Origin of the sequence: Streptosporangium sp. NPDC006007, assembly GCF_040614315.1 — a bacterium.
In the GTDB taxonomy this organism is placed as follows: Bacteria; Actinomycetota; Actinomycetes; order Streptosporangiales; family Streptosporangiaceae; genus Streptosporangium.
This window is the reverse complement of sequence record NZ_JBEXUG010000060.1, coordinates 1-25,432: the sequence shown is the minus strand read 5'-3', so window position 1 is coordinate 25,432 and position 25,432 is coordinate 1. Positions and strand designations below refer to the sequence as shown.

21 protein-coding genes and 1 tRNA gene are annotated in these 25,432 nt (G+C 71.6%); 13 read left to right on the top strand and 9 right to left on the bottom strand.

Annotation, left to right across the window (positions count from 1 at the left end; translation table 11 throughout):
* Window positions 1-88 precede the first annotated feature (88 nt).
* Window positions 89-2,863 (bottom strand): immune inhibitor A domain-containing protein, encoded by a 2,775-nt coding sequence (locus ABZ194_RS28315; RefSeq protein ID WP_355600074.1) that lies wholly within the window; start codon window positions 2,861-2,863, stop codon window positions 89-91.
* Between the two features lie 520 nt (window positions 2,864-3,383).
* Complete coding sequence (gene ctaD, locus ABZ194_RS28310; RefSeq protein WP_355600073.1) at window positions 3,384-5,054, bottom strand: cytochrome c oxidase subunit I; 1,671 nt, start codon at window positions 5,052-5,054, stop codon at window positions 3,384-3,386.
* Window positions 5,055-5,345: 291 nt separating this feature from the next.
* Here ctaD and ABZ194_RS28305 point away from each other — a divergent pair, with 291 nt between their 5' ends.
* The 6 genes from ABZ194_RS28305 to ABZ194_RS28280 all read left to right on the top strand — a co-directional run bounded on the left by ABZ194_RS28305 (window position 5,346) and on the right by ABZ194_RS28280 (window position 11,364).
* Window positions 5,346-6,707, top strand: coding sequence for an FAD-linked oxidase C-terminal domain-containing protein (locus ABZ194_RS28305; protein ID WP_355600072.1), 1,362 nt, complete (start codon window positions 5,346-5,348; stop codon window positions 6,705-6,707).
* A gap of 145 nt (window positions 6,708-6,852) precedes the next feature.
* On the top strand, window positions 6,853-8,661 hold the full coding sequence (locus tag ABZ194_RS28300; protein ID WP_355600071.1) for a protein kinase: 1,809 nt from the start codon (window positions 6,853-6,855) through the stop codon (window positions 8,659-8,661).
* Window positions 8,662-8,755: 94 nt separating this feature from the next.
* Window positions 8,756-9,568 carry an enoyl-CoA hydratase-related protein gene (locus ABZ194_RS28295; RefSeq protein ID WP_355600070.1) on the top strand — a complete coding sequence of 271 codons (813 nt, stop codon included), beginning with the start codon at window positions 8,756-8,758 and terminating at the stop codon, window positions 9,566-9,568.
* A gap of 258 nt (window positions 9,569-9,826) precedes the next feature.
* Window positions 9,827-10,033: a hypothetical protein gene (locus tag ABZ194_RS28290; protein ID WP_355600069.1), complete on the top strand. Its 207-nt coding sequence runs from the start codon at window positions 9,827-9,829 to the stop codon at window positions 10,031-10,033.
* A 151-nt stretch (window positions 10,034-10,184) separates the two neighbouring features.
* Window positions 10,185-11,036, top strand: a complete 852-nt coding sequence (locus ABZ194_RS28285) for a helix-turn-helix transcriptional regulator (RefSeq protein ID WP_355600068.1) — start codon at window positions 10,185-10,187, stop codon at window positions 11,034-11,036.
* 67 nt (window positions 11,037-11,103) lie between these two features.
* A complete protein-coding gene (locus ABZ194_RS28280) occupies window positions 11,104-11,364 on the top strand; it encodes a hypothetical protein (RefSeq protein ID WP_355600067.1) in 261 nt (86 codons plus the stop codon).
* A 14-nt stretch (window positions 11,365-11,378) separates the two neighbouring features.
* Here ABZ194_RS28280 and ABZ194_RS28275 read toward each other — a convergent pair whose 3' ends face one another.
* The 5 genes from ABZ194_RS28275 to ABZ194_RS28255 form a co-directional block, all read right to left on the bottom strand.
* Entirely contained in the window at window positions 11,379-12,011 is a 633-nt protein-coding gene (locus ABZ194_RS28275) for a TetR/AcrR family transcriptional regulator (RefSeq protein ID WP_355600066.1), read from the bottom strand.
* 36 nt (window positions 12,012-12,047) lie between these two features.
* Window positions 12,048-13,988, bottom strand: a complete 1,941-nt coding sequence (locus ABZ194_RS28270; RefSeq protein ID WP_355600065.1) for a glycosyltransferase family 39 protein — start codon at window positions 13,986-13,988, stop codon at window positions 12,048-12,050.
* Window positions 13,985-15,172 (bottom strand): bifunctional glycosyltransferase family 2/GtrA family protein, encoded by a 1,188-nt coding sequence (locus ABZ194_RS28265; protein WP_355600064.1) that lies wholly within the window; start codon window positions 15,170-15,172, stop codon window positions 13,985-13,987. The genes ABZ194_RS28270 and ABZ194_RS28265 overlap by 4 nt, the downstream gene beginning before the upstream one ends.
* A gap of 190 nt (window positions 15,173-15,362) precedes the next feature.
* Window positions 15,363-16,718: a HAMP domain-containing sensor histidine kinase gene (locus ABZ194_RS28260; RefSeq protein ID WP_355600063.1), complete on the bottom strand. Its 1,356-nt coding sequence runs from the start codon at window positions 16,716-16,718 to the stop codon at window positions 15,363-15,365.
* Window positions 16,718-17,428 carry a response regulator transcription factor gene (locus ABZ194_RS28255; RefSeq protein WP_355600062.1) on the bottom strand — a complete coding sequence of 237 codons (711 nt, stop codon included), beginning with the start codon at window positions 17,426-17,428 and terminating at the stop codon, window positions 16,718-16,720. The genes ABZ194_RS28260 and ABZ194_RS28255 overlap by 1 nt, the downstream gene beginning before the upstream one ends.
* Before the next feature lie 35 nt (window positions 17,429-17,463).
* Here ABZ194_RS28255 and ABZ194_RS28250 point away from each other — a divergent pair, with 35 nt between their 5' ends.
* Entirely contained in the window at window positions 17,464-17,889 is a 426-nt protein-coding gene (locus ABZ194_RS28250; protein ID WP_355600061.1) for a hypothetical protein, read from the top strand.
* Here the strand turns inward: ABZ194_RS28250 and ABZ194_RS28245 are convergent.
* The gene (locus ABZ194_RS28245; RefSeq protein WP_355600060.1) at window positions 17,864-18,760 is read right to left on the bottom strand and encodes a LysR family transcriptional regulator; all 897 of its coding nucleotides are present in this window, start codon (window positions 18,758-18,760) and stop codon (window positions 17,864-17,866) included. The two genes, ABZ194_RS28250 and ABZ194_RS28245, sit on opposite strands and share 26 nt — an antisense overlap.
* Window positions 18,761-18,830: 70 nt before the next feature.
* Here ABZ194_RS28245 and ABZ194_RS28240 point away from each other — a divergent pair, with 70 nt between their 5' ends.
* From ABZ194_RS28240 to ABZ194_RS28225, 4 genes are all read left to right on the top strand, one after another.
* A complete protein-coding gene (locus tag ABZ194_RS28240; protein WP_355600059.1) occupies window positions 18,831-20,075 on the top strand; it encodes a putative sulfate exporter family transporter in 1,245 nt (414 codons plus the stop codon).
* Between the two features lie 116 nt (window positions 20,076-20,191).
* Window positions 20,192-21,130, top strand: coding sequence for a pseudouridine-5'-phosphate glycosidase (locus ABZ194_RS28235; RefSeq protein ID WP_355600058.1), 939 nt, complete (start codon window positions 20,192-20,194; stop codon window positions 21,128-21,130).
* A gap of 7 nt (window positions 21,131-21,137) precedes the next feature.
* Window positions 21,138-22,088 (top strand): PfkB family carbohydrate kinase, encoded by a 951-nt coding sequence (locus ABZ194_RS28230; protein WP_355600057.1) that lies wholly within the window; start codon window positions 21,138-21,140, stop codon window positions 22,086-22,088.
* A 64-nt stretch (window positions 22,089-22,152) separates the two neighbouring features.
* Complete coding sequence (locus ABZ194_RS28225; RefSeq protein ID WP_355600056.1) at window positions 22,153-23,907, top strand: hypothetical protein; 1,755 nt, start codon at window positions 22,153-22,155, stop codon at window positions 23,905-23,907.
* Between the two features lie 75 nt (window positions 23,908-23,982).
* Here ABZ194_RS28225 and ABZ194_RS28220 read toward each other — a convergent pair whose 3' ends face one another.
* Window positions 23,983-24,423: a DoxX family protein gene (locus ABZ194_RS28220; protein ID WP_355600055.1), complete on the bottom strand. Its 441-nt coding sequence runs from the start codon at window positions 24,421-24,423 to the stop codon at window positions 23,983-23,985.
* A gap of 78 nt (window positions 24,424-24,501) precedes the next feature.
* Here ABZ194_RS28220 and ABZ194_RS28215 point away from each other — a divergent pair, with 78 nt between their 5' ends.
* Complete coding sequence (locus ABZ194_RS28215; RefSeq protein ID WP_355600054.1) at window positions 24,502-24,987, top strand: MarR family transcriptional regulator; 486 nt, start codon at window positions 24,502-24,504, stop codon at window positions 24,985-24,987.
* A 243-nt stretch (window positions 24,988-25,230) separates the two neighbouring features.
* A tRNA-Pro gene (locus ABZ194_RS28210) sits at window positions 25,231-25,304 on the top strand.
* Window positions 25,305-25,432: the final 128 nt, after the last annotated feature.

Below are 25,432 nucleotides of genomic sequence, written 5' to 3'. Positions count from 1 at the left end.
GTCCCGGCACCGCGCGACGAAGCAGGAACCCACCCGAAGCCGCACACGCGGCAGGCGGGAATCTCCGCCCTTTAGGGCGGAGAGGATGTCAATTCCTGGGCGGGGTCACGTGGACGATCGCGCCGAGGTTGCCCGGCAGCGGCATGAGCAGCTTGAACCTGACGCCCAGGGCCTTGCCCTCGTCGCCGGGGTCGCCGGTGCCCAGGACGTTGCCGTTGCCCAGGTCGACCCCGTACATGCCGGTCGCCGGGCTGCCGTCGGCGTTGACGACACGGGTGCTGTACGGCTGGTCGCCCTTGGACGGGACGACCGCCGAGGCGTCGAAGTCACGGTAGAACAGGCTGCCGTCGCGGAACTCGAAGCCCGGGTACCAGGTCTTGGCGTCGGTGAACTCCGATACGGCGGGCAGGGCGCCGACCTTGGTGCAGTACTCGCTGTAGGGCTCGCCCGGCCCCTCGAAGCACTCGGTGAAGGGGTAGGTCCTGCCGAAGGAGAAGGCCGCGTTCGAGGTCTGCACGCGCCCCTGCATGTTCTTCAGGCGGGTGGGGTCCTTCTCCGCGGCCGTGCCGGTCCGCCGCAGCGGGTCGAAGTGGGAGTCGACCAGGAGCAGGCTGCCCTTGGAGCCGATGCTCGGCGGCAGTTCGAGGTTGTCGCCGAGGGTGTTGTTGGTGAAGGCCGAGTCGCGGTACCAGACGAGCATGCCGGGGGCGTTGTACTTGACCTTCTCCACCTTCCAGGCGCCGTCGCGCGAGTAGTTGGAGGTGTAGGCGTACTGCAGGCCCTTGTCGAAGCCGTCGAGGTTGCGCCACTCGGCGAGGTAGAACCGGGAGACCTCGCGGGAGCCGTCGTTGACGATCCAGCCCTGACCGTGGGTGTTGGTGAACGTGCCGCCGCTCGTCGACCAGCCGTTGGCGCCGCCCTCGACGTCGTCGCTCCAGACGGTCCGGGTGCCGTTGGTGAGCGCGAAGTCGTCGGTGTGCCAGCTACGCGGGGTGAAGGCCGCGTCGGTGTTGTAGGTCAGCCGGAGCTTGACGGTCTTGCCGGCGAGCGAGGTGAGGTCGACGTAGTCGTGCCGCCATCCCGCGGTTCCGCCGGTGAGGCCGTACTTCCTGTCGCCGAACTTGGAGAGGCTCTTGTTGGGGTCGGGGTAGGCGTCGCCGGTCGAGACCAGGGCGCCGCCCTCGGTGTAGACCTTCTGCTGGGTCCAGGTGGCGCCGCCGTCGGCGGAGACCTCGACGAAGCCGAAGTCCCAGTCCTGCTCGATCTCGTAGTTGTTCCAGAGCCAGAATCTCACGTCGGTCCCGGCGGGCACCTGGATCTCGCGGGCGAGTTTGACGTCGGCCCACTCCTGGTCGTGGTTGGACCACCACATCTTGGTGCCGCTGTGCGGATCGATCATCTTCAGCGGCGTGCCGGCCACGTTCACCCGGACGCCGTCCTCGGTGTGCCTGGGCGTGCGCGAGGACTGGCCGACGGTCACCGCGCGGGCGCGGTCACCGGGGTTGAAGACCTTGGGGTTGGCCCAGCCGAGGATCCACTTGTCCCACAGGCCCATGTGGGTCGGCATCGACTGGAAGAGGGGGCCGCTGTGGGAGCCGCTGGACATCAGGTCCCAGAAGTCGACGGCCGAGGAGGCGGCGCCCGTGGTGTCGTAGAGGTCGGGCAGGCCGAGGTCGTGGCCGTACTCGTGGGCGAACACGCCGACGCCGGAGTCCTCCGGCTGGACGATGTAGTTGGAGATCTTCACGCCGGTGCCGGGGACCTTGTAGCCGCCGGCCACCGCGCTGGAGTGCGCCCAGATCGCGTAGGGCCCCTCGGCGCCGCCGTCGGAGGACTTGTCCTTGCCGGCGTGGACCAGCACCAGGTGGTCGACCACGCCGTCGGGCTCGGCGAAGTCGCCGTCACCGTCGGCGTCGGCGACGTCCTCGACGTCGTAGTCGGCCCAGGGGAAGCGCGGGTCGGCGGCGGCCAGGGCGTTCACCGCGTCGACGGCGAGCTGGCCGGGGCCTAGCGGGTTGGCCGGGTGGCCGCTCATGTCCTGCACCTCCTTGCCGCAGGCGCGCGCGCCGTAGTAGGCCTCGGAGTGCGGGACCTTGGTCCACGGGCTGGCCTGGCCGGTGACCGTGTAGGCGCCCTTGGAAAGCTCCTCGTACATGTTCTTCATCGTGTATTTGGAGATGTCGATGCCCTTGCGGCCGTCCCGGGGGTCGGTCAGGTCCGGGCGGACGCGCTGGGTGATGCCCTCCGCGCTGTAAAGCATCTTGTTGAAGTGGCCGGGGCTGAAGTCGGGCACCCAGAAGCTGTTGTTGTCCTTGCGGGACAGGGACGCCGGGTTGGGGATCCTGTTGTGCAGGGGGCCGTTGAGCAGCGTGCCGGGCGGCTCGACGACGCACGCGGCCGGATCCTCGCTTCTGGAGTCGGCGGGGCGCTTGAAGCCGGAGAAGTCGTCGTCGGCCTTGTCGTTGAACTCCACCAGCAGCGTGAGCAGTTTGGCCTTCTTGGCGGTCTTGGCCTTCTTGAACAGGAGGTCCGCCGGGTTGAGACCCGTCCTGATCGCCTCGGCCTCGCGAGCGGCCAGCACCCGGGCGGCGACCGGGTTACCCTCGGAGTACTTCTGAGCGATCTTCCTGGAAGGGCTGATCCTCCGCGCTCCGGAGGTGGGGGCGGCCGGGTCGCCCACCTCCGGCTCGTCCCTCGGCGGCGCGTAGTTGATGTAGTAGTCGGCCGCGGCCGGTTCGTACCGCGCGACCGAGTCGCCGGCCTCCGCCGACGCGCCGCCCGCCGCCAGTCCCGCAGCGGCCAGGCCGAGCACGGGCACTATCGCGAGCAGGCGCCTTCTGGCACCCCTGCCTCTGCTGGACAACGCATACCCTCCCTGCCCGGGTCCGCCGGGCGCGGACGTTCCCGGCGCGCCGGATGCACGCGCCGAGCGGGACGTTAGACGAGAAGGTAAAGCAGCAGTAAAGCCATCCGATGATGTTGTGAAACCGTAATCAGTCACTACTTGTCAGGAAATCGTGATGATTTTCACTGCAATTCCACTGAAAGGCTTTTTACGGCAGGTCAGCGAGGTGAAGGGGCGGCGTCCGGCGTCCCGGAGGCGGTCTCCGGGACGGGAGGCGGCCGAGCACGCGGCGCGGGCGGCGGAGCGCGCGCTCCCGGCCGGCGGAGTGGACCCCGGCTCCGGACGGCGCGCGGCCGGGCACCCGGTGATGGGTACCCGGCCTGAAACGACGGGTCACGGGGGTTACGGAGCTCCGGCCGTGGACGCCAGCGCCGGGCACGCGGCGCCGGGAACGAGGCGGGGGACGCCCGTTTGCCTCATCGAAACTCTTCGAGTGTGGAGACCGCCGCCTTCAGGCGTGGGGAGAAGGCCGGCGCTGTCAGGTCTCCTCGGCGGGGGCCGCCGGGCCGATCCGGCGTGGCGGCGCCTCAAGCCGGGGGTAGTGCAGGTCGAACGCCGGGCGCTCGGACCGGATGCGCGGCAGCGAGGTGAAGTTGTGCCGCGGCGGCGGGCAGGTCGTCGCCCACTCCAGGGAGTTGCCGAACCCCCAGGGATCGTCCACGGTGACCCTCGGCGCGTGGCGGGCGGTCCACCAGACGTTGTAGAGGAACGGCAGCGTGGAGACGCCGAGCACGAAGGAACCGATCGAGGAGAACAGGTTCAGGCCGGTGAAGCCGTCGATCGCGCTGTAGTCGGCGTAGCGGCGCGGCATGCCCTCGACGCCGAGCCAGTGGTGCACCAGGAACGTGGCGTGGAAGCCGATGAACAGCAGCCAGAAGTGGATCCTCCCCCAGCCTTCGTGCAGCATCTTGCCGGTCATCTTCGGCCACCAGAAGTAGAAGCCCGCGAACATGGCGAAGACCACGGTGCCGAAGACGACGTAGTGGAAGTGGGCCACCACGAAGTAGGAGTCGGTGACGTGGAAGTCCAGCGGCGGCGAGGCCAGGATGACGCCGGTCAGCCCGCCGAACAGGAAGGTGACCAGGAAGCCGACGGCGAACAGCATCGGCGACTCGAACGTCAGGTGCCCGCGCCACATCGTGCCGACCCAGTTGAAGAACTTCACCCCTGTGGGGATCGCGATGAGGAACGACATGAACGAGAAAAACGGCAGCAGTACGTGGCCGGTGGCGAACATGTGGTGCGCCCACACCGTGATCGACAGACCGGCGATCGCGATGGTGGCGCCGACCAGGCCGATGTAGCCGAAGATCGGTTTGCGGCTGAAGACCGGGATGACCTCGGTGACGATGCCGAAGAACGGCAGGGCGATGATGTACACCTCGGGATGGCCGAAGAACCAGAACAGGTGCTGCCAGAGCAGCGACCCGCCGGTCCGCGCGGCGTAGATGTGCGTGCCGAGCTTGCGGTCGGCCTCCAGGGCCAGCAGCGCGGCGGCGAGCACCGGGAAGGCGATCAGCACGAGCAGGCCGGTCAGCAGGACGTTCCAGGTGAACAGCGGCATGCGGAACATCGTCATACCGGGCGCGCGCATGCAGATGATCGTGGTGATGAAGTTGACCGAGCCGAGGATCGTCCCGAGGCCGGACATCACCAGCCCCATGATCCACAGGTCCCCGCCCATCTGCGGGGAGAAGCCGGCGGACAGCGGCGAGTATCCCGTCCAGCCGAAGTCCGCGGCGCCCCCGGTGGTGAAGAGGCCGGTGAGCACGATGAGCCCGCCGAACAGGAACAGCCAGTAACTCACCATGTTCAGCCGGGGGAACGCCACGTCCGGCGCGCCGATCTGCAGCGGCATGATCACGTTGGCGAACCCGGCGAACAGCGGCGTGGCGAACAGCAGCAGCATCAGGGTGCCGTGCATGGTGAAGAGCGCGTTGTACTGGTGGTTGTTGACGTACTGGAGTCCCGGCTGGGCCAGCTCCGCCCGGATGATCAGGGCCATGACCCCGGCGAGCAGGAAGAACAGAAAGGAGGTGATCATGTACAGGTAGCCGATGACCTTGTGGTCCGTCGTGGTCAGCCACGACGCCAGCTTCGCTCCCCTACGGCCGGGCCTGGCCACAGGTCGCTGTCGCACAGTCGTCACAGCCCGCTCCCTCCGGTTGGGCGGCGGCCGTACACACCGAGCGCTCCCTTGGGGGCCGCCGTGTCAACTCCCCTGGTAGGACCCTCACCCGCCCGCGCCCGGTGTAATCAGGTCATGGGGCGTTCTTGCGCGAAGTTTCACCTCGCTGTCGCCAAGCGGGAGGCCCCTCGTCCCCGAGCCCGGCGGCTTCCGCCGCTCGGGCCCGGTCACCCGAAACCGCGGGCGCGGTGACGGCCCCCAGGGGAGGCCGGTGCGGGCCGGCCACCCGGGAGGAGGCCGTACAGTCCCCTTGTGACCGTTATTTCCGACCTTGTCGCCGCGCTCACCTCGGAGAAGGTGCTGACGGACCCCGACGTGACCGACTCCTACGCCCGGGACCGGACCTTCCTCGAACCGGGTAGGCCGCTCGCCGTCGTACTGGCCGAGACCAGGGACGACGTGGTCACCACGCTCAGGTGGGCCACCGGGCACCGGGTACCCGTGGTGCCGAGAGGGGCCGGGACGGGACTGGCCGGCGGGGCGACGTCGGTGGAGGGTGGCGTCGTCCTGGCACTGCACCGGATGACCGCGATCAGGGAGCTCTCCCCCGCCGACGAGATCGCGGTGGTCGAGCCCGGCGTGATCACGGCGGACCTGGACCGGGCGGCCCGCGAGCACGGGCTGATGTACGCGCCCGACCCCTCCTCCTACGAGATCTCCACGATCGGCGGCAACCTGGCGACCAACGCGGGCGGGCTGCGGTGCGTGAAGTACGGCGTGACCCGCGACTCGACGCTGGGCCTGGAGGTCGTGCTGGCGGACGGACGGGTGATGAACACCGGCCGGCGCACGATGAAGGGGGTGACGGGCTATGACCTGACCGGGCTGTTCGTGGGCTCGGAGGGGACGCTCGGGGTGATCACGGCTGCCACCGTACGGCTGCACCGGGCACCCTCGGTCTATCCGGCGACGGTCGCGGCCGAGTTCACCTCCCTCGGGGACGCCGCCGCGGCGGCGTCGGCCGTCATCGCCGCCGGGTGCCGGCCGTCGCTGCTGGAGATGCTCGACCGGACCACGCTCAAGGCCATCGACGACTGGCGGAACATCGGGCTGGAGGACTCCACCCGGGCGATGCTGATCGCGCAGTCGGACGCGGCGGACGGCCCGGCGGTGGCGGAGCGCATGGCGGAGCTGTGCACGGCGAACGGTTCGCCCTTCGTGGCGGTGTCGTCGTCCGCGCAGGAGGCCCAGGAGCTGATCGGGGTCAGGCGGATGGCCTACCAGGCGATGGAGCGGCTCGGCAAGTGCCTGGTGGAGGATGTCTGCGTGCCGCGTTCCGCGCTGCCGTACATGATCGAGAAGATCGAGGCCGTCGCGGCCCGGCACGACGTGCTGATCGCCACGGCCGCGCACGCCGGCGACGGCAACCTGCACCCCGTCTTCATCTTCGACCACGGCCTGGCCGAGCCGCCGCCGAGCGTGTGGACGGCGGCGGACGAGGTCTTCAGGGAGGCCCTGGAGGTGGGCGGAACGCTGACCGGCGAGCACGGTGTCGGGCTGCTGAAGCGGCGCTGGCTCTCGCTGGAGGCGGGGCCGGTCACCGAGGAGATCCAGCGCGGGATCAAGCGGGTCTTCGACCCGCTCGGCATCCTCAACCCCGGCAAGGCCATCTGATCCGCGAGCCGTCCCGGCCCCTCCGGGCCCGGTCGGGCGCACCCGGACGGCCCGTGGGGCGCCGGACGGGACGGATCCGCTGAGCTCATCCGTACCACCGCCCACACTGGTAGCGTTCTGCAACACATAACCCAATTTGTAGGTTTTGTCGGGGGTCATTGTGGTGCAGCCGCTCGCCGCGGAGGATCCTCCGCGGCTCGGGACGTTCGAGCTGATCGGCCGGCTCGGCGCGGGGGGACAGGGGGTCGTCTACCTCGGCCGGGGGCCGGCGGGTGAGCAGGTCGCGATCAAACTCCTGCACCACGGGCCGGCGTCCGACCCCGAGGCGCGGACGCGGTTCCTGCGGGAGGTGTCGGTCGCCCGGCGGGTGGCCCGTTTCTGTACCGCCTCCGTGCTCCACGCCGACCTCGCGGGCAGCCGGCCGTACATCGTGAGCGAGTACGTACCCGGCCCGTCCCTGCGCCAGCTGGTCGACCGCGAGGGCCCGCGGCACGGCGCCGCGCTGGAGCGGCTCGCCGTCAGCACGGCCACCGCCCTGTCGGCGATCCACCGGGCCGGGATCCTGCATCGGGATTTCAAGCCCGCCAACGTGCTGATGGGCCCCGAGGGCCCGGTGGTGATCGACTTCGGTATCGCCAGGGCACTGGACTCCCCCGGGACGACCGCGACCGGGACGGCGATGGGGACGCCGTCCTATCTCGCCCCCGAGCAGCTCGGCGCGGGCGAGGTGACGGCCGCGGCCGACGTGTTCGCCTGGGGTGTCACCATGGTCTTCGCCGCGACCGGGACACCGGCGTTCGGCGCCGACTCCATCCCCGTGGTGATGAACCGGATCCTGACCGTGGAGCCCGATCTGAGCCGGCTGGAGGGGCAGCTGCGCCACCTGGTCGCCGCGGCCCTGTCCAAGGACCCGTCGCTGCGCCCCACCGCGGAACAGCTCGTCAACCACCTGATGGGGGCGACGATCCCCTCCCCACTCCGGAGGCGGGCCCCGGCGCCCGTCCCCCCGGCGCCCGCCGCCCAGCCCGTTCCCCGGTCCTCCGCCGAACCTCCCACCGGACCCGCCGGGCCGGTCCGGGTCTCGCCGGAGTCCGGGCGAAGGACGCGACGGCCGGTCGGCCCGCTGCTCGCGGGGGCGGCGGGAGTGGTCGCGCTCGGCGTGGCCGCGGGAGCCGTGGTGATCCTCCAGGGTGGCGAGGTCTCCAGCGCGCGGGCCGCGCCGTCCGCCTCTCCGCCACAGGCGGCCGGGAGACCGAGGCCGCTCACCCCCGGCACGCCGACCCCGGCGCGGGAGTCTCCCCGGCCGAGCCCAGGCGGTCCGGACAGCCCGGACGGAAGGGTCACCGCGCCCGCCGTCCGCGACACCGGCGCCCCGGTGTCCCGGCGGACGGCCGCCCCGTCCCCGGCGCCCACCCACGCCCCCACCAAGAGGGCGAGCGGGTCTCCGGAGCCGAGCCGGGGGACTCCGGAGACGCGGGTGCCGGTCGAGCCGTCCGCCACCGTGAAGCCCACCGTCAAACCCACGGCCACACCCACCGTCAAACCCACGGCCACGCCCACCGTGAAACCGACGGTGAAGCCCACCGTCAAACCGACGGTGAAGCCGACGACCGCGCCACCGAAGCCCAACCCCTACACCGCGGCCGGCGTCTGCGGCCCGGGCTACAAGGTGATCGGCTCCAGGGCCCTCGGTGGCGGCACCGCGACCGTCTACCTGCTCTACAGCTCCGCCGCGGGCAAGAACTGCGTCGTCACCATGTCCAGGTACGTGATCCCCGGAAAGATCAAGATGAATGCGACGCTCCAGGTCCAGGGCGGCCCGTCGGGCGGCAATCCGGGCAGTTTCACCGTTTACGCCGGCCCGGTACGGCTCGCCGCCGCCAAGAAGTGCGTGATCTGGGGCGGCTCGCACGGCACGCTGTCGTGGAGGAGCGACTGGAGCCACTGCGGCTGAGCACGGACGCCCCGGACGCCCCGCCGGCCCCCGCGCCGGGTACCGTGCTGTGCGTCGAGGCGGAAGCCGTGCCGGCCGTGACCGAGGAGATTCGATGAGCAGCGACGTGGGCTGGCCGGTGGAGCGCCTGGTGCGCCGGGAGGTCTCCGCCGGGGTCGCGACGATCACCCTGGACTCCCCGCGCAACCGCAACGCGCTGTCCGTACGGCTTCTGGGCGATCTGGAGGACCGGCTCAACTGGGCGCTGGCCGACGAGAGGGTACGGGTGATCGTGCTCACCGGGACCGGACCGGTGTTCTGCGCCGGCGCGGACCTCAAGGAGCAGCGGGTCGAGCCGGGCAACGCCCACGAGGCGCCGGTCACCGCCTCCTTCCCGGGGATCATGAGCCTCATCTGGGAGAGCCCCAAGCCGGTCGTCTGCCGGTTGAACGGCACCGCGCGCGCCGGAGGACTGGGCCTGGTGGCGGCGTGCGACTTCGCGATCGCGCCGGACTCGGCGTCGTTCGCGTTCACCGAGGTGCGGCTGGGCGTGGTCCCCGCGATGATCTCGGTGACCGTGCTGCGGCGGCTCGACCCCCGGGCCGCGGCCGAGTACCTGCTCACCGGGGAGGTCTTCGACGCCGCCCGCGCGCAGGAGATCGGCCTGCTCACCCGGGCCGTGCCACAGGAGGACCTGGACGGCACGGTCGCCCACTACACCGACATGCTGCTGCGCGGCGGTCCCGAGGCGCTGGCGCTCACCAAGCAGCTCGTGCGGATCGTGCCCGCCCTGCCGATGGAGGAGGGCATGCGCCGGATGGCCGAGCTGTCGGCCCGGCGTTTCACCTCGGCCGAGGGGCAGGAGGGCATCGCCGCCTTCACGCAGAAAAGGCCGGCCTCCTGGGTCCCGGGGCCGGAAGGGTCTTGACGCCGCGGCGGGGGGAGTCCGGCCTGCCGGGGCCCGCCCGCCCCGGTCGGGCCCCGACCGGACCTCGACGACGGGTCGGTCACGCCTCGCCGGTCATGATCTCGGGCACTCAAGCCCCTCCGGCGCAGCGAACATCCGGTTCATCCGCCGCCTGAGCGCAATGAAGGTGGTCCAGCTATCGAAACCTCCCCGTAACCTTCCAAACTCTAGGATTGCCGACAATTGCACGAAGATGCTGGATCGGGGAAGGAAATACTCATGCGTCTGCGATTTCTCGGCTCCACCTCGGAGGCGGGCGCCTGCCCCTCTCTCTACGAGACCGACCGCGGCACCATCGTCGTCCAGGGGCTTCAGGTCACCGACGCCGACGCACTGTCCGATCTCCGCCACGTTCTGGCCGGTGAGGCGGTGATCGAGGTTCCCCGCGAGCTTATCTCCGACATCGCGCGCCACGTTCTTTCGTAAATATTGATCACGATTGGGGAGTCCTCTATGGTGGGACCCGCTCCCCGATCTACCCTCATGCGCACCATGCGGAAGATGAAGTGAGCGCGCGGAACAGGCGAGCCGGCAGCGGCGGGGGCGCTGTGCCCCGACTGCCGGCGGAGGAGATCGGGTGAGCGAGTTCCAGCAGGTCCGGATGGAGCTGGGTATCCAGCTCCGCCAGCTGCGCGAGGCCGCGCAGCTGTCCGGCAAGGAGTTGGCCGAGCGGTTGAGGTGGCAGCCCTCCAAGGTCTCCCGGATCGAGAACGCGCGTCAGACCGCCACCGAGGACGACATCACCCTCTGGGGGCGGGTGGTGGAGGCCACCCCCGAGGTCGTCGAGGAGCTGATCGAGCAGGCAGCCGGCCTGCTGGAGCGCCAGGACTCCTGGCGCCAGCGGCACCGCAGCGGTCTGGCCGCGCTCCAGGAGGACATACGTGACCTGGAGGGGCGGACCACGATGTTCCGGGTGTTCGAACCGGGCGTGATCATCGGCCTGCTGCAGACCACCGAGTACGCCCGGAGCATCTTCACCCGGATCAAACGCCTCTACAACGCGCCCGACGAGATCGACGCCGCCATCCGGGTGCGCATGCAGCGCCAGGAGATCCTCTACGACCAGGGGCGGAGGTTCCGCTTCATCCTGCCCGAGGCCGCGCTGCGCTACCGGCTGGCACCGCCGGAGGTGATGTGCGGCCAGCTGGACCGGCTGCTCGCCGTGACCACGCTCCCGAACGTGGAGTTCGGGGTGATCCCCTTCGAGAGCCCGCTCCCGTCCGCGCTGCTCAACGGCTTCTGGATCTACGACGGGGAGCAGGTGGCGGTGCCCACCAGGACCCGGGACCTGGTCCTGCGCGATCCGGAGGACATCGCCTTCTACGAGCGGGCCTTCGAGGAACTCCAGGACGTGGCGTGTTTCCGGGAGGAGGCCAGGGCGGTGATCGTGCGGGTCCTTGAGGACCTCGCGAAACAATCAGCGGATTAGTCTTCGCAATTGCTTGATTAACCTCCCAAGATCGTGCAATTCTCTGTCGAGACGGAGGTGACGCACGATGCTTGACATGCTTTCCTGCCTGGAAAGGTTCGCCATGGCGACCCGCCAGCACGCCGATCTGGCTGTGCAGAGGGTGTCGATCGGAGATCCCGCCTACGTGTGCATCCGCAACCGCTTCAGCAACACCCTGGTCGAGACCGTGACCTGCTCCCAGGACGGCGGCTTCATCACCTCGTGGGGTTACCGGCTCGGCAGCGCCGACAACGTGGAGGACGCCGCCGCCCGCCTGGCCTTCCTGCTCGCCGCGCTGCCCGCCTGACCCCTTCGAGAAGGTCAGCCCTCGAAGATCGCCGGGTCCAGCCCGACCTCCCGGGCGGCGGCCACCCTGGCGTGGTGCAGCAGCCGGCCCCGGGACATGTTGCCGGCGTGCAGGGTGTAGCGAACCACCAGGCCGTCGAGCATGCCGTCGATCCGCTCGGCCGCCCCCTCGGGGTCGTCGCAGACGAACTCGCCCGCCGTCACACCCTCCGTGATCACTTCCGCCAGGGTCTCGATCCAGGCGCCCTCCAACTCCAGCAGGATGGCCCGGACGTGCGCCTCGCGCACCCCGACAGCCCAGGCGTCGAGCCAGAGGATCCAGCTCTGATCCGACCTGGACGCCGGGATGTAGAAGCGCAGGACCCGGTCGAGCCGCTCGACGGCGGTCCCCGGATCCGTGACGATCTCCTTCAGCCGCTGGACCTCCGCCCCGCTGGTGCTGCGGAGCATCGCGGTGATGAGGTCGTCCTTGGTGGCGAAGTGGTAGTGGATCAGACCACCGCTCACGTTGGTCGCCCTGGCGATGTCCACGACGCGGGTGCTGGCCAGCCCTCGCTCCAGCACGACCCGCCGGGTGGCTTCGAGCAGCTCCGCCCGGCGGTGGTCGGCCTGGTCCGCGCGGCTGCCGCGCGCTCCTCCGCTCTGCACCGCGCAAGACTACAGCAGCGTGACCGCAAGGCCTCGTTACCACTGACCAACCGATCGGTTAACCGTTCTCGACCGCGACCGGGCCCACGACTCGGTCGCGACGGTACCGCAGTCGTAGAGCGACCGGCCCTGCTGGACCCCGCCGTACTCGGCGGGGGCGACGACGGCGCAGTTGGCCCGCGCCCACCCGGCCACCGCGGACCCACCCCCGTCGGGGCCGCCCCGGTCCTCACCGGGCAGCAGGTAGCGGAGCCGGCCGGAGGCGAGGAGCCCTTTCAGCCGGTCCACGGTCATGGCCGGGTCACCGCCGGTGAAACCACCCATGGCGATGGCGGGCAGACCGGTGGACAAGATGATCGACGAGGCGCTCTGCGCACCGCCCACCGCCACCAGCCAGGTCGCCTGGCCCAGGCGCGCGCGCAGGTAGACGATCATCTTCTGGTCCACGACTCCGCCGGGGCCACCGCGCGGCCGGCCGGCCGAAAACCCCTGCGGGCGCCCGTCGGGCACCATGCCGGGTCCTCGTATGCCGCCGAAACCGCCTCCGCCGGGGCCCGCGGTGGGGTTGGTGCCGTTGACCGCCGAGCCCAGCGGGGTCACGGCGTAGGCCGCCGGACCGGCGAGGCCCGCGACCAGGGCCGCGGCCAGGGTGACCACGGCGAGCCGCCGCCGGGGGGCGCGGCCCAGCCTGGCCGCGAGCAGGCCGATCACCGCGGCCACCGCCGTACCGGCCACCGTCCAGGCCAGCCAGGGCACGAAGTCCGGGGTACGGCGGAGCACCGCGAAGGACCACGCCCCGGTGACCGCGATGCCCACGGGCAGTGCCCATGCCCAGATTCCGGCCCGCCGGCGGGCCCGCCACATGAGCACCCCGCCAATACCGGTCAGGGCCGCGACGGCCGGGGCCATGGCGGTGGAGTAGTAGGGGTGGAAGGTCCCGCGGGAGAAACTGAACACCACGTAGTGCACCGCGAGCCAGCCGCCCCAGAGCAGCAGGGCCGGGCGGGCGCCGCTGAGAGGGCGCCGGGCCGTCAGGGCCACCCCGGCGACCAGGGCGATCACGGCGAAGGGCAGCAGCCAGGAGATCTGCCCGGCCATGACGTCGTTGAAGAGGCGCCCGGCGCCGGACGCGCCACCGAACCCGCCACCGGGACCGCCGAACCCGCCGCCGAAGATCCGGCCGAGGCCGTTGTAGCCGACGACCAGGTCCCAGACGGAGTTGTCGGTGCTGCCTCCGATGTAGGGGCGGCTCGCGGCGGGCCAGAGGTCCACGATCACCATCCACCAGGCGCTGGAGACCACCAGCGCGGCCCCGGCCCCGAGCAGGCGGACGAGACGGCGCGGCACCGTGCCCGGAGCCGCGGCGAGGTGGACAAGGGCCAGAGGCGGGAGCACCAGGTACGCCTGGAGCATCTTGGTGTTGAAGGCGAGGCCGACGAGGACGGCCGACAGGACGAGAAGGCGCGTACGGCCGGCGCGGATCGCCTCCTGGCAGCACCAGGCGGCCAGGACCAGGAGCAGCACGAGAACGGTGTCGGGGTTGTTGTCCCGGTTGATCGCCACCGTGATCGGGGTCAACGTCATCACCAGGGCCGCGACCAGCCCGGCCGCGTGACCGGGCGTGCCGGGCAGGGCGCGCCGTACGGCCGAGTGGACCACGCCGACGGCGGCGACGCCCGCGAGGGCCTGGGGCAGGAGCATGCTCCACGTGCCGAACCCGAACACCCTCGCGGAGAGCCCCATCACCCAGAGCGCGAGCGGCGGCTTGTCCACGGTGATGAACGACCCGGCGTCCAGCGCCCCGAAGAAGAACGCCTTCCAGCTCCGGGTGCCCGACAGGATCGCCGCAGAGTAGTAGTCGTTGGCGTGGCCGTTACGGCCGAGCGCCCAGCAGTAGAGGACCGCGGCCAGCGCGAGCACCCCCCACAGCGCCGGGCGCGCCCAGCGGGGGTCTCCGGTGCCGGGATGGGCGGTCATCGGGTGCCTTTGCCGGTCCGGCGTGGGTTGAAGACCCAGGCGCGCAGCAGGAGGAAGCGGACCAGGGTGGCGAGGGCGTTGGCGGCGACGAGCGCGACGGCCTCGGCGGCGGTGGGGGCGCCGGGGGCGAAGCGGTCCAGCAGGGCCAGGCCGCCGGTGCTCAGCAGGAGACCGACGAGGAAGGCCAGCCCTCCTCCGAGCTGGTGGCGCACGACGCCGGCGCGGCCGGTGACGCCGAAGGTGAAGCGGCGGTTGGCCGCTGTGTTGGCGACGGCGGTGACGAGCATGGCCACGCCGTTGGCGACCACGGCGGGCGTCACCGGCCGCAGGAGGACGAAGAGACCCAGGTGCGCCAGGGTGCTGACCACACCGATGACGGCGAAGACGGGCAGCTGCCGGGCCATGCCCTCCGGCAGCCGGGCCAGCCGGACACGCGGCGGCACCGGGATCCTGGCCGCTCCGGACAGGGTCTTCCGCGCCATCCTGGCCATCCCCCGCAGATCGTCCAGTGCGGTCCTGAGAATGTCCACCCGGCTGTCGGAGTCGTCCACCCAGTCGACGGGCACCTCGTGGATGCGCAGGCCGTGCCGCTCGGCGAGCAGGAGCAGTTCGGTGTCGAAGAACCACTCCTCGTCCTCGACGGCGGGCAGCAGCGCCTGGGCGATCTCGGTGCGGGCCGCCTTGAACCCGCACTGGGCGTCGGAGAAGCGGGCGCCGAGGGCCGAGCGGAGCAGCAGGTTGTAGGTCCGCGAGATGAACTCCCGCTTCGGCCCGCGGACCACGTTGGCGCCCCTGGACAGCCGGGTGCCGATGGCCAGGTCACTGTGGCCCGACAGGAGCGGCGCCACCAGCGGCAGGAAGGCGTCCAGGTCGGTGGAGAGATCCACGTCCATGTAGCCGACCACGTCGGCGTCGCTGGCCGACCACACCAGGCGCAGCGCCCGCCCCCGCCCCTTGCCGTCCAGGTGGACGGCGCTCACCCGCGGCAGTTCCCGGCTCAGGCCGACGGCGATCGGCCAGGTGGCGTCGGTGCTGGCGTTGTCGGCGATCGTGATGCGGAAGCCGTAGGGGAACTCGGCCGTGAGATAGGCGTGCAGGCGGCGGACGCTCTCGGCGAGCACCCGCTGCTCGTTGTGGACGGGGATGACGATCTCGACCAGCCGGGTGCGTGCGGGTGCGGTCATCTGCTTCACGCTGCCCCCCAGGGGTGACGACTCGGATCTCTCATGCCCTCAGGCTGATCAAGTGATCTTGAACGGGCCTGAGCCGATCGTTAACGTCCGGTGAGAAAAACCGGCAAATCACAGAATGACCGGAACTAGATAGATCCGATAGGGAAACAGCGGACAGCGAACCGGCTTCCGGCGCGGGTCGTCAGCCCCTGGCGGGGGAGCCGGGCAGCCGCACCCGGGCAACGGTCCCGCCGCCCGCCGCGTTCTCCACGGCGACCTCTCCCTCGGCGTCCCTCACGGCCTGCGCCACGATGGCCAGCCCCAGCCCCGAACCCGGCATGCTCCGCGCCGAGGGGGAGCGCCAGAACCGGTCGAACACGTACGGCAGCTCGTCGGCGGGGATACCCGGACCGTGATCCCTGACGGTCAGCTCGCCGTCGCCGAGCCGCACGGTCACCGGCCCCGTGGAGAACTTCACCGCGTTGTCGAGCAGATTCACCACGGCCCGCTCCAAAGCGGCCGGATCACCGTGGACGTACCACGACTCCAGATCGGCGTCGATCGGGGTGTCCGGGGCGCGGAGCCCGGCCCGGCGCACGGCCGACCCGACCACGTCGTGGAAGGCGACCTCGATGTACGGCTCGTGCTCGTCCGCCGGGCGCGAGAGCTGAAGCAGGTCCCCCACCAGCGTGGACATCTCCTCGAACTGGGCCTTGAGACCGGCCAGCAGCCTGCGCTTGGCGGCGGGGTCCAGCGGCCGGCCGGTGTTCTCGCTGCGCAGCAGCAGATCGACGTTGGTGCGCAGGCTGGTGAGCGGGGTGCGCAGCTCGTGCCCCGCGTCGGCGATCAGCCTCCGCTGGCGCTCACGAGACCCCGCCAGCGCGGCGGTCATCGCGTTGAAGGAGGCACCGAGCCTGGCGATCTCGTCGGTGCCCTCGACCGGTATGCGGGTGCCCAGATCCTCGGTCCTGGCCACGTGCTCGACCGCCTCGGCCAGACGTCCGACCGGGCGCAGCGCCGTACGGGAGACGAGCAGCCCGGCGGAGGCCGCGCCGACCACACCGAGCGCGGCGACCCCGGCGAGGATCCAGGCGAGCGTGGTCAGGGTGGACTGGAACTCGGCCAGCGGCCGTGCCTCCATCACCGCCAGCCCCGACCCGACACTCCTGACCAGCACACGGACCGGAGCCCCGTCGTCCGTCACGCCGTCCCGGAACTCCCCTCTCCCCTCCGGCGCCCCCGCCAGGGTCCGGTCGGACGGGACGACCCTGACGCCGGTGGTGCCGACGACGCATCTGCCGCCGCCCGCGTCGATCACCTGGAGGAGCTGGAAGCGGGGCGGCGGCGGCATGCGGCCGACGACGGCCCCCGAGCAGTACTGCTCGATCCACTCGACGCCCTGCGGCCCCTTGGGCACGTCCAGGGAGCGTTCCACCTGGCCGAGCAGCTCGCCCCTGACAAGGAACCAGCAGACAGCCGCGCACACCGCGATCGCCAGCGCGACCGCCGCCGTGACCAGCAGGGTGAGCCGGGAGCGCAGGGAGCGACGGCGGCTCATCAGGGGGTCCGCAGCACGTAGCCGACACCGCGGACGGTGTGGATCAGGCGGGGGCGGCCCACGCCCTCGGTCTTGCGGCGCAGATACATGACGTAGACGTCGAGGGAGTTGGAGGACGGCTCGAAGTCGAAGCCCCACACCTGGTTGAGGATCTGCTCGCGGGTGAGGACCTGACGGGGGTGGGTCATGAACAGCTCCAGCAGCAGATACTCGGTCCGCGTCAGCTCCAGCTGCTCACCGGCTCGGGTGACCTCGCGCCCGGCGGTGTCCATCCGCAGATCACCGTGGACGAGGACGCCGCCCCCGCCGTCCGAGGACGCGGGCGCGGCCAGGGCGCCGCGCCGCAGCAGCGCCCGCACCCGGGCCAGCAGCTCGTCCAGCTCGAACGGCTTGACCAGATAGTCGTCGGCCCCCGCGTCCAGCCCCGACACCCGGTCACCCACCGCGTCGCGGGCGGTGAGCATGAGCACCGGCACGTGGTCGCCCGCGGCCCGGAGCCTGCGGCAGGCGGTGAGCCCGTCCAGCCGGGGCATCATCACGTCCAGCAGCACCAGGTCGTACGGCTCCCTCCTCAGGGTCTCCAGCGCGGCCAGGCCGTCGGAGGCCAGCCCGACCCGGTACCCCTCGAACTCCAGACTGCTCTGGAGCGCCTCCCTGAGCGCGGGCTCGTCGTCCACGACCAGCACCCGCGCCGCCTCACCGTCGCCCATGGACCCCAACGCTAGAGGCTCGACATGAGAGCACGATGAACGGCTCAGCCGTGCCCGGCCAGACCGAGCGCCCCGGCGGGGCAGAGCCGCGCGCAGAACAGGCCGTGACGGAGATTATGCAGCGGATCGCGATGCTCCTTAACGACCGGTGGCGCCCACTCCTGCGATTCGCCCGGGTAAATCAGGCGGTCATGTCCCGGCTGCCGGCCGGCGAGCGGATGCACCACCGGATGATGGCCGTGCTCTCGGTGCTGTCCGTCCCCGGGACCGACCCGGTCAGGCAGTTCGAGGCCCGCCTCGCGGTGATCGCGCTCATCCTGGGCAGCGTCCCGTTCGTCATCGGCCTGGACCTGCCCGAGGAGGAGCGGATGACGACGGCGCTGACGGTCGCCGCGAAACCGGCCTCGGGCCGCTGGCGGGAACCCGCGACCGGGGTCACTCCCGGGCGGCGGAAAGAGTGATCTTCAAAAGGGTGGCGGCGGGCCCGGTGGGCGGGCGGCCCCGCCGCCAGACGGCCCGCAGGCGGCGTTCGAGGTTGATGCCCCGGGTGGCCACCTCGATCAGCCGGCCGGTGGCCAGCTCACCCTCCACCGCGTACCCGCTGAGCACGGCCGGAGCCGCCCCCTCGCGGGTCGCCCCCTTGACCGCGGTGTTGGAGCCGAGCTCCAGTCTCGGCGCGGCGCCCCGATGACCGGCCAGCGCGCGATCCAGGGTCTCGCGGGTGCCCGAACCCCGCTCCCGGACGACCAGCGGCGTCGCGGCCAGCTCCGCGGAGAGGAGTGCGGTACGGCGACGCGCCCACGGGTGACCCGGCGCGACCACCACGACGAGCCGGTCGGTGGCCACCACCCGGGAGGCCAGTCCCGGCGGGACCGAGGGCCCCTCCACGAACCCCAGCTCGATGCCGCCGCCGACCAGCCTGGCGACCTCAGCCGAGTTCTGCACGTCCAGCCCGACCTGGACCTGGGGCTCGCGATTCTGCAGTTCCCCCAGCCAGCGCGGCAGCAGGTACTCGGCCACGGTCATGCTGGCCGCGATGTGCAGATGGGCCTCCCTGCCGTGCCGTACCGCCTCCGCCCCGCGCATGAGCTCCTCGGCCGCCGCGAGCACCTGGGTCGCCCAGGCGGAGACCATCACCCCCTGCGGGGTGAGGGTGGAGCCTCGGGGGGTGCGTTCGAGCAGGAGCAGTCCCAGGCGCCGTTCCAGCAGCGCGATCCGTTTGCTCGCCGACGGCTGGGCGATGCCCGCCACCCTGGCCGCCTGGCCGAGACTGCCCAGGCGGTCCACGTCGACCAGTAACCGCAGGGACTCAAGGTCAGGCAGATCACTCATAGCTATAGGCTATGGCCTACCAGGGAGATGACGCCTACCGGGTACATTTCCCTTCTTCGACACTCGAAATATGACAATCTCCCCACCTTCCGACCCTCGTACCCCGGATGCGGACGGTCCGGAGAGCCAGCGGCTTTACAGTGTAGATTCCGAAGGATCCCCTCCCTCCCCCTCGTCCGGCTCCTCGTCCGGCCGGGACCGGGGGGACGAGACCGAAAGGCCGCTCCCCGGGACGGCCTCCGGCCCGCGGGCGGAACCTCGGGAGGCGGTCTGGCGGGCACGTGCGGCGAAGACCGGCGCGCTCTTCCCCGGACTCGCGCTGACGGCCGTCGCGGTGGCCGCCTCCCTGCTGGTGAGCCGCGCGCTTCCCGGGGCGAGCCCGGCCGTGGTCGCGGTGGCCTTCGGGGTCGCGCTGACCAATCTCGGGGGGCTGCGCGCCACGTTCCGCCCCGGACTGCAGTTCGCCGCCCGCAGGGTGCTCCGGCTGGCGATCGTGCTGCTCGGGATGCAGATCGCCCTGCCGGAGGTGCTGGCGCTCGGCTGGCAGGCCCTCGTGGTGATCCTCGCCGCCACCGGGGGCACCTTCCTGATCACCCGGTGGCTGGGAGCGCGGATGGGGGTGAACCCCCGCAGATCACTGCTCATCGCGACCGGGGTCTCGGTCTGCGGAGCCGCGGCCGTGGCCGCCATGCACGAGGTGGCCGGCAGCGACGACGACGACGTGGCGAGCGCGCTCAGCGTGGTGGTCCTGTACGGCAGCGCGGCGATGCTGGTGGTGCCCGCGCTCGCCGGGCTGCTCGGCCTGACGCCGCACCAGCTCGGCCTCTGGACCGGCGCGTCGGTGCACGAGGTCGCCCAGGTGGCGGCCGTGGGCGCGGCGGCCGGAGCCGGGGTGCTGGCGAGCGCGGTGGTGGTCAAGCTGGCCCGGGTCGTGCTGCTCGCCCCGATCGTGGCCCTCACCTCCGTGGCCCTGCGCGGGAGCGCGGCGGCGCGGACGGGACAGGGCACGGGACAGGGCACCGGGCAGGGCACCGGGCGGCGGGCCTCGGCGGGGCGGCGTCCCCCGCTGGTCCCCCTGTTCGTGCTGGGATTCCTCGCGACGGTGGCGGTGCGGAGCCTGGGCCTGGTGCCCGCCGGGATCAGCCGGACGATACCGGAGGTGACGGCGATCCTGCTCGCCGCCGCGCTCTTCGGGCTGGGAACGGGCGTCAACCTCAGGGAACTGCTCCGCGGCGGGCGTTCCCTGCTGCTCGGCGGGGCGGCCACGGCTGTCATCGGCGTGATCTCACTGATCGGCGTCATCGCCGTCGGCTGACCTTCAAGTGGACTCCGTCCGGCAACCGCCGTAACGTGCTCTTTCTGGAACAAGCTGCTTGTTTATACGGTTCCGAGGGCGCCCATCCGGTCCGGACGAGGAGACAGAACCCACTTATGCGTATCACCCACCAGCCCATCGACAGCGTGCTCCGGCCGTCCCGCGAGGTGGCCGAGGCACTGGCGCGGGGCGTCCCGGTCGTGGCCCTGGAGTCCACGATCATCTCGCACGGCCTGCCCCAGCCCCGCAACCTTGAGGTCGCGGCCGAACTGGAGGAGATCGTCCGCGAGGCCGGGGCCGTACCCGCGACGATCGCGGTGCTGGACGGGGTGGCGCGCGTCGGCCTGGATGGGGAGGGGCTGAAGCGGATCGCCACCGACCCCGGCCTGCGCAAGCTCGGCTTCCGTGACCTGCCGGTCGCCGCCGCGCTGAGGGCCTGCGGGGCGACCACGGTCTCGGCGACCTCGTTCCTGGCCGCGCGGGCGGGCATCCGGGTCTTCGCCACCGGCGGCCTCGGCGGCGTGCACCGCGAGTGGGCCGCCACCCAGGACGAGTCGGCCGACCTCGACATGCTGAGCCGTACCCGGATCACCGTCGTCTGCGCGGGCGTGAAGTCGATCCTGGACGTCCCGGCCACCCTGCAGCGGCTGGAGACCCGCGGCGTCGGCGTGGTCGGCCTCCGCACCGACGAGTTCCCCGGCTTCTACCTGCACACCTCGGGCGAGCCGATCGACTGGCGGATCGAGACCGCGGCCGAGGCCGCGGACATCATGCGGGCCCAGGACGCGCTCGGCGGCCCGGAGGCCGCGCTGATCGTGGCCAACCCCGTGCCACGGGCCGAGCAGCTCGATCCCGCCCTCCACGACCGGGTCCTCGCCGAGGCCCTGGCGGCGGCGGGGCGGGAGAGGATAACCGGCCAGGCCATCACCCCGTTCCTGCTGGACTACCTGGTGCGGGGGACCGGCGGCGCCTCACTTGAGGCGAACCTGGCGGCCGTGCGGGGCAACGTCCGCGCCGCCGCCGAGATCGCGGTGTCCTGGGGCCGGGGAGACTGAGGCGGTCGTGACCGGAACGGGGCTGCTGGTCATCGGCGACGTCGTCACCGACGTCGTCGCGCTGCACGAGGGGCCGGCCCTGGCCGGTCTGGCCGTCGGGACGGACACCGCCGCCGACATCGTGCTGCGGCCGGGCGGATCGGGCGCCAACACCGCCTCCTGGGCCGCCCACCTGGGCGCCGACGCCCGCATCCTCACCCGGGTCGGTTTCGACACCGGGGAGTGGCACGCCGCCGAACTCCGGCGCGGCGGTGTCCGGCCGCACATGCGGGTGGACCCCGAGCGGCCGACCGCCGTGGTGATCGCCATGGTCGACCCGACCGGAGAACGCTCCATGCTCACCAACCGGGGCGCGGGAGGGCACATCGGCACCGACGACTGGGACGAGAGCCTGCTCGACGGGGTGGGCCACCTGCACCTGTCGGGGTACACGCTGTTCGCCGAGCCGGGGCTGCAGCTGTCCCGGCTGGCCTTGGCCGAGGCCGCCCGGCGCGGCGTCACGATCAGCGTCGATCCGGCCTCGACCGGTTTTCTCCGCTCCTTCGGCCCCGAGCGGTTCGTCCGGGAGACGCTGGCCGCCCAGCTGATCATCCCCAACCTGGACGAGGCGCTGCTGCTCACCGGCGAGACCTCCGCCGAGGGTGCCGCGGAGGAGCTGAGCCGCCGGTACGGCGCGGCCGCGGTGAAACTCGGTTCCCGGGGCGCCCTGATGGCCAGGGAGGGAAAGTTGGCCGCACGGGTTCCCGGACTCGCCACCGAGGTGGTTGACTCGACGGGAGCAGGTGACGCGTTCGCCGCCGGCCTGTTGACCGCCCTGCTGGCAGGGGCCGGCGACGAGGTCGCACTGGATGCGGGACGCCGGGCCGGAGCCGAGGCCGTGACAGCCGTCGGCGGCCGCCCGCGTATCCTCACGGCTGATTTGGGTACCAACCAGCTTTACCCTCTTAACACCAATTGATAGCTTGCGGCGTAGGCTGCACCATTAGCCACATGCGTCACCTTGGGGAGGTTGCGGTCCGCCGATGGATGCCGAGTCATCGATCTGCCTGAGTGATCTGGTCCCGGCCCTGCGCTGGAGCAGGCCCCAGCAGATCGCCGAAGTTCTGGCCGATCCCCGCCTGCCCGCCGGGTGGTGGTCCTCGGTCACCCTGCCCAAGGCTCTCGGCGCAGCCGGGCTCGACTGGGTCTGCGACCGGCTGGCCCGGCTCTCGCTGTCCCGCTGGGACCACCTGCCGTTAAGTGACGTACTACCCGCGCTGCACGTGCACACGGTCGACCCCACCCTGCCCGACTGGCCCGAGTCCGCCCGCTCGGCCATCACCGGGCTGGGCGGCTGGTCCCGGCTGCGCCGGCTGACCGCCGGAGACCTGGGCTCCCCCTCGGCGTCCACCGCCCCCGAGGTCGTGGTGACCGCCATGTTCCGCGAGGTGCTCAGCCGGATTCCGGTGACCGCCGAGCAGCCCGCGCAGACCGCCCCGCAGACCGCGCAGGCCACCACGCAGATCGCACAACCCGCCCAGGCCCCGCAGGCCGCCCGGACCGCTCAGCGGCCCGCTCCGCAGACCACGGCGCCGGCCGCCGCACCGGCCCCGGCCCCCCACGCCCCGGCCCCTCACGCCCCCGCCGGGCAGGGGCAGCAGCCGGAGCGGCGGGCGCCGGCCACACCTCCGGTTCCCCAGCGGCCGCACCCCGCGCCGGTCCCCGAACCCCCGATCCGCCTCGGCGACTACCCGCTGGTGGGCCTGGTGGACAACATGTTCCGGGACTGGAACCCGCTGGAGCGCGCGATCGCGGTGGAACGGCTGTTCGCCGTCGACCCGATCAGCCTGCGCGCCCTGGCGCACAAGCTCAACGCCGACCTCGCCGCGCTCTCCGCCGCCCAGCGGGCCGCGGAGGAACGCATCCTGCTCTGGCTGCGCTCCTCGGAGTCCGCCCCGCTCACCGGCCACATGTTCGGCCTCACCGAGTGGCTGGGCGCCGCCGCCACCCAGGACCAGCTCATCGGCGCCGACCCCGCGCACCCCGTCGAGGTTCCCACGCTCCGCACCCCGCTCTGGCGGGTGCTGGTCACGCTGATGCCCGACCGGCGGCTCCAGGACGGCTGGCTCGTCGTCGGCGACCTGGGCGGCCTGCGGGAACGCACCCGGCAGCTCCTGGCGGGCAAACCGGCCGACGCCGACGCGGTCGCCCTGATGGAGCACCGGCTCGGCGTCCGCGCCCACTCGGCGCAGGCGTGGCTGGACGCCCTCTCCGCCAGCGACACCTCCCAGGAGGCGTCCGCCCCGGAGAGCGCCCCCGAGAACAAGCAGCTGCCCCGCCGTACGCCGGGGTCGGCCGGCCATCACCACCGCGGCGGGCAGCCGATCCCGCAGGTGAGCGCCGGCTCCATCGACCCCCGCGCGGCCCTGGCCACGCTGTCCGCCCTGGCCGCCGGCAACCCCCGGCCCCACCTGATCACCAGCCGGCGTGCCCCGCTCCACCCGCCGACCAACCCGACCACCGATCCAAGCCGCTGGCAGCGGATCGAGGTGACCAGCGAGCACCTGCGGGGCGGCCCGGTGGCGGTGCCGGAGGGATACGCCACCCGGCTGGGCATGCGCCCGGGCACCCTGCTGTCGGTGACCGGCCCCGGCGACAACGCGGTGGTGCTGGTCTGGCGGGACCACCCGGTCTTCGACTCCCTGCAGCCCGTGCTGATGCGCCTGAACGCCCGGCCGGGCGACCAGGTGTACGTCACCGTGGACGGCTACCGCCTGGACGCCCAGCTGCCCAGCTGACCACCGGGCTCGGGCGAGGCGCGGAGCCCGTCCCCCCGAGCCCGGTCCGCCGAGCCCGTCCTCCGGGCCCGCCGGCTACGCCTCACCTCTCCGGCTCCGCCCCCGTCGCCCCCGTCGCTGCCACAGGCTGTCGAGGGCGAGCGCCCCACCTCCGCCGAAGGCCACGGCCAGGGTGCCCGCGGCGAGCGCGAGGACGAACTCGTAGCCGCCCTTGGCCACCGAGAAGCCGTGCGCCGCGTGGACGAGGACGAACGCGCCGATCATGTCCAGGACGAGCAGGGAGCCGAAGATCGGCAGGGCCGCGCCCAGGATGAGCGCGATGCCGCCGATGACCTCAAGAACGGCCACCGCCGGGGCCGTCAGGCTCGCCGCCGGGACTCCCATCGACTGAAAGGCCGCCGCCGTGCTGTCCAGCCCGGCCGCGAACTTCTGCCGGCCGTGCACGAGGAAGATCGCGCCGATGCCGATCCGCGCCAGAAGCAGGGCGACGGGCTGTATCCGATCGGCCACTGACATGAGGGCCCCTCATTACTGTTCGAATATGAACCAACGATAGTTGGTGGTTCATATTCGAACAACCCATACACTGGGAAAGTGGCGGACACGAGATGGTTAACCGAGAGCGAGCTGGGCGCGTGGGCGGCCTATCTCAGCGCGTCCCATCTGCTGGAGCGGCACATCGAGGAGCGGCTGAAGGCCGACTCCGGGCTCACCCACGCCCACTACGAGATCCTCGCGAAACTCTCGGCCGCCCCCGGCCGGCGGCTGCGCATGAACGACCTCGCGCGCAAGGTGGTCGTCTCCAAGAGCGGGCTCACCTACCAGGTCGGCCGGCTGGAGAAACGCGGCCTCGTCGAGCGGACGACCTGCCCCTCCGACGACCGGGGGGTCCTGGCCGTGCTCACCGACGAGGGCGCGCGCCGCCTGGAGAGGAGCACACCCGGGCACGTGGCCGTCGTCCGCGCCTTTCTGATCGACCGGCTCACCCCCGACGAGCTCCGGAGCATGACGCGGATCATGTCGAAGGCCATCACCGCGATGACGTCCGCCCCGGCCGGCCCTCCGCTCAGAGCCCCTTGAGACCCAGTTCGCGGGCGATGAGCATCCGCTGCACCTCGCTGGTGCCCTCGCCGATCTCCAGGATCTTCGGCGTCGGAGTCAGCGACCTGCAATGACATCCAGAGGTGGCATCCGATCAGGAGATTTCCCTTTGGCCGCTTCTCGCTGATTCTCGCTGTCTTTCATGCTCTGACGGAACAGCGACGGAACAAAGGCCAATCTGCGCTAAGGTTATGACGTCCCGCCCGATAGGACGAAGGACAACGGGACGTCGCGCAGCTTGGTAGCGCACTTGACTGGGGGTCAAGGGGTCGCAGGTTCAAACCCTGTCGTCCGGCAGGCACTCCTTACCGCGTGCGGTCCCGCACATCTTTCCCCTGCGCTGATCTTCCCGTCTGCCGTCGACCCACCCCGAAGGGGCAGCGGGCCGGGGACGGAAGGACAAGCCCGGCTTCGCGTGTACCTG

Excerpts from the sequence above, each read along its gene's own strand:
- ABZ194_RS28295 (WP_355600070.1), top strand. The coding sequence starts at position 8,756 with ATGAGCAGCGACGTGGGCTGGCCGGTGGAGCGCCTGGTGCGCCGGGAG.
- ABZ194_RS28290 (WP_355600069.1), top strand. The coding sequence starts at position 9,827 with ATGCGTCTGCGATTTCTCGGCTCCACCTCGGAGGCGGGCGCCTGCCCC.
- ABZ194_RS28280 (WP_355600067.1), top strand. The coding sequence starts at position 11,104 with ATGCTTGACATGCTTTCCTGCCTGGAAAGGTTCGCCATGGCGACCCGC.
- ABZ194_RS28270 (WP_355600065.1), bottom strand. The coding sequence starts at position 13,988 with ATGACCGCCCATCCCGGCACCGGAGACCCCCGCTGGGCGCGCCCGGCG.
- ABZ194_RS28265 (WP_355600064.1), bottom strand. The coding sequence starts at position 15,172 with ATGACCGCACCCGCACGCACCCGGCTGGTCGAGATCGTCATCCCCGTC.
- ABZ194_RS28260 (WP_355600063.1), bottom strand. The coding sequence starts at position 16,718 with ATGAGCCGCCGTCGCTCCCTGCGCTCCCGGCTCACCCTGCTGGTCACG.
- ABZ194_RS28255 (WP_355600062.1), bottom strand. The coding sequence starts at position 17,428 with ATGGGCGACGGTGAGGCGGCGCGGGTGCTGGTCGTGGACGACGAGCCC.
- ABZ194_RS28250 (WP_355600061.1), top strand. The coding sequence starts at position 17,464 with ATGAACGGCTCAGCCGTGCCCGGCCAGACCGAGCGCCCCGGCGGGGCA.
- ABZ194_RS28245 (WP_355600060.1), bottom strand. The coding sequence starts at position 18,760 with ATGAGTGATCTGCCTGACCTTGAGTCCCTGCGGTTACTGGTCGACGTG.
- ABZ194_RS28240 (WP_355600059.1), top strand. The coding sequence starts at position 18,831 with ATGACAATCTCCCCACCTTCCGACCCTCGTACCCCGGATGCGGACGGT.
- ABZ194_RS28235 (WP_355600058.1), top strand. The coding sequence starts at position 20,192 with ATGCGTATCACCCACCAGCCCATCGACAGCGTGCTCCGGCCGTCCCGC.
- ABZ194_RS28225 (WP_355600056.1), top strand. The coding sequence starts at position 22,153 with ATGGATGCCGAGTCATCGATCTGCCTGAGTGATCTGGTCCCGGCCCTG.
- ABZ194_RS28220 (WP_355600055.1), bottom strand. The coding sequence starts at position 24,423 with ATGTCAGTGGCCGATCGGATACAGCCCGTCGCCCTGCTTCTGGCGCGG.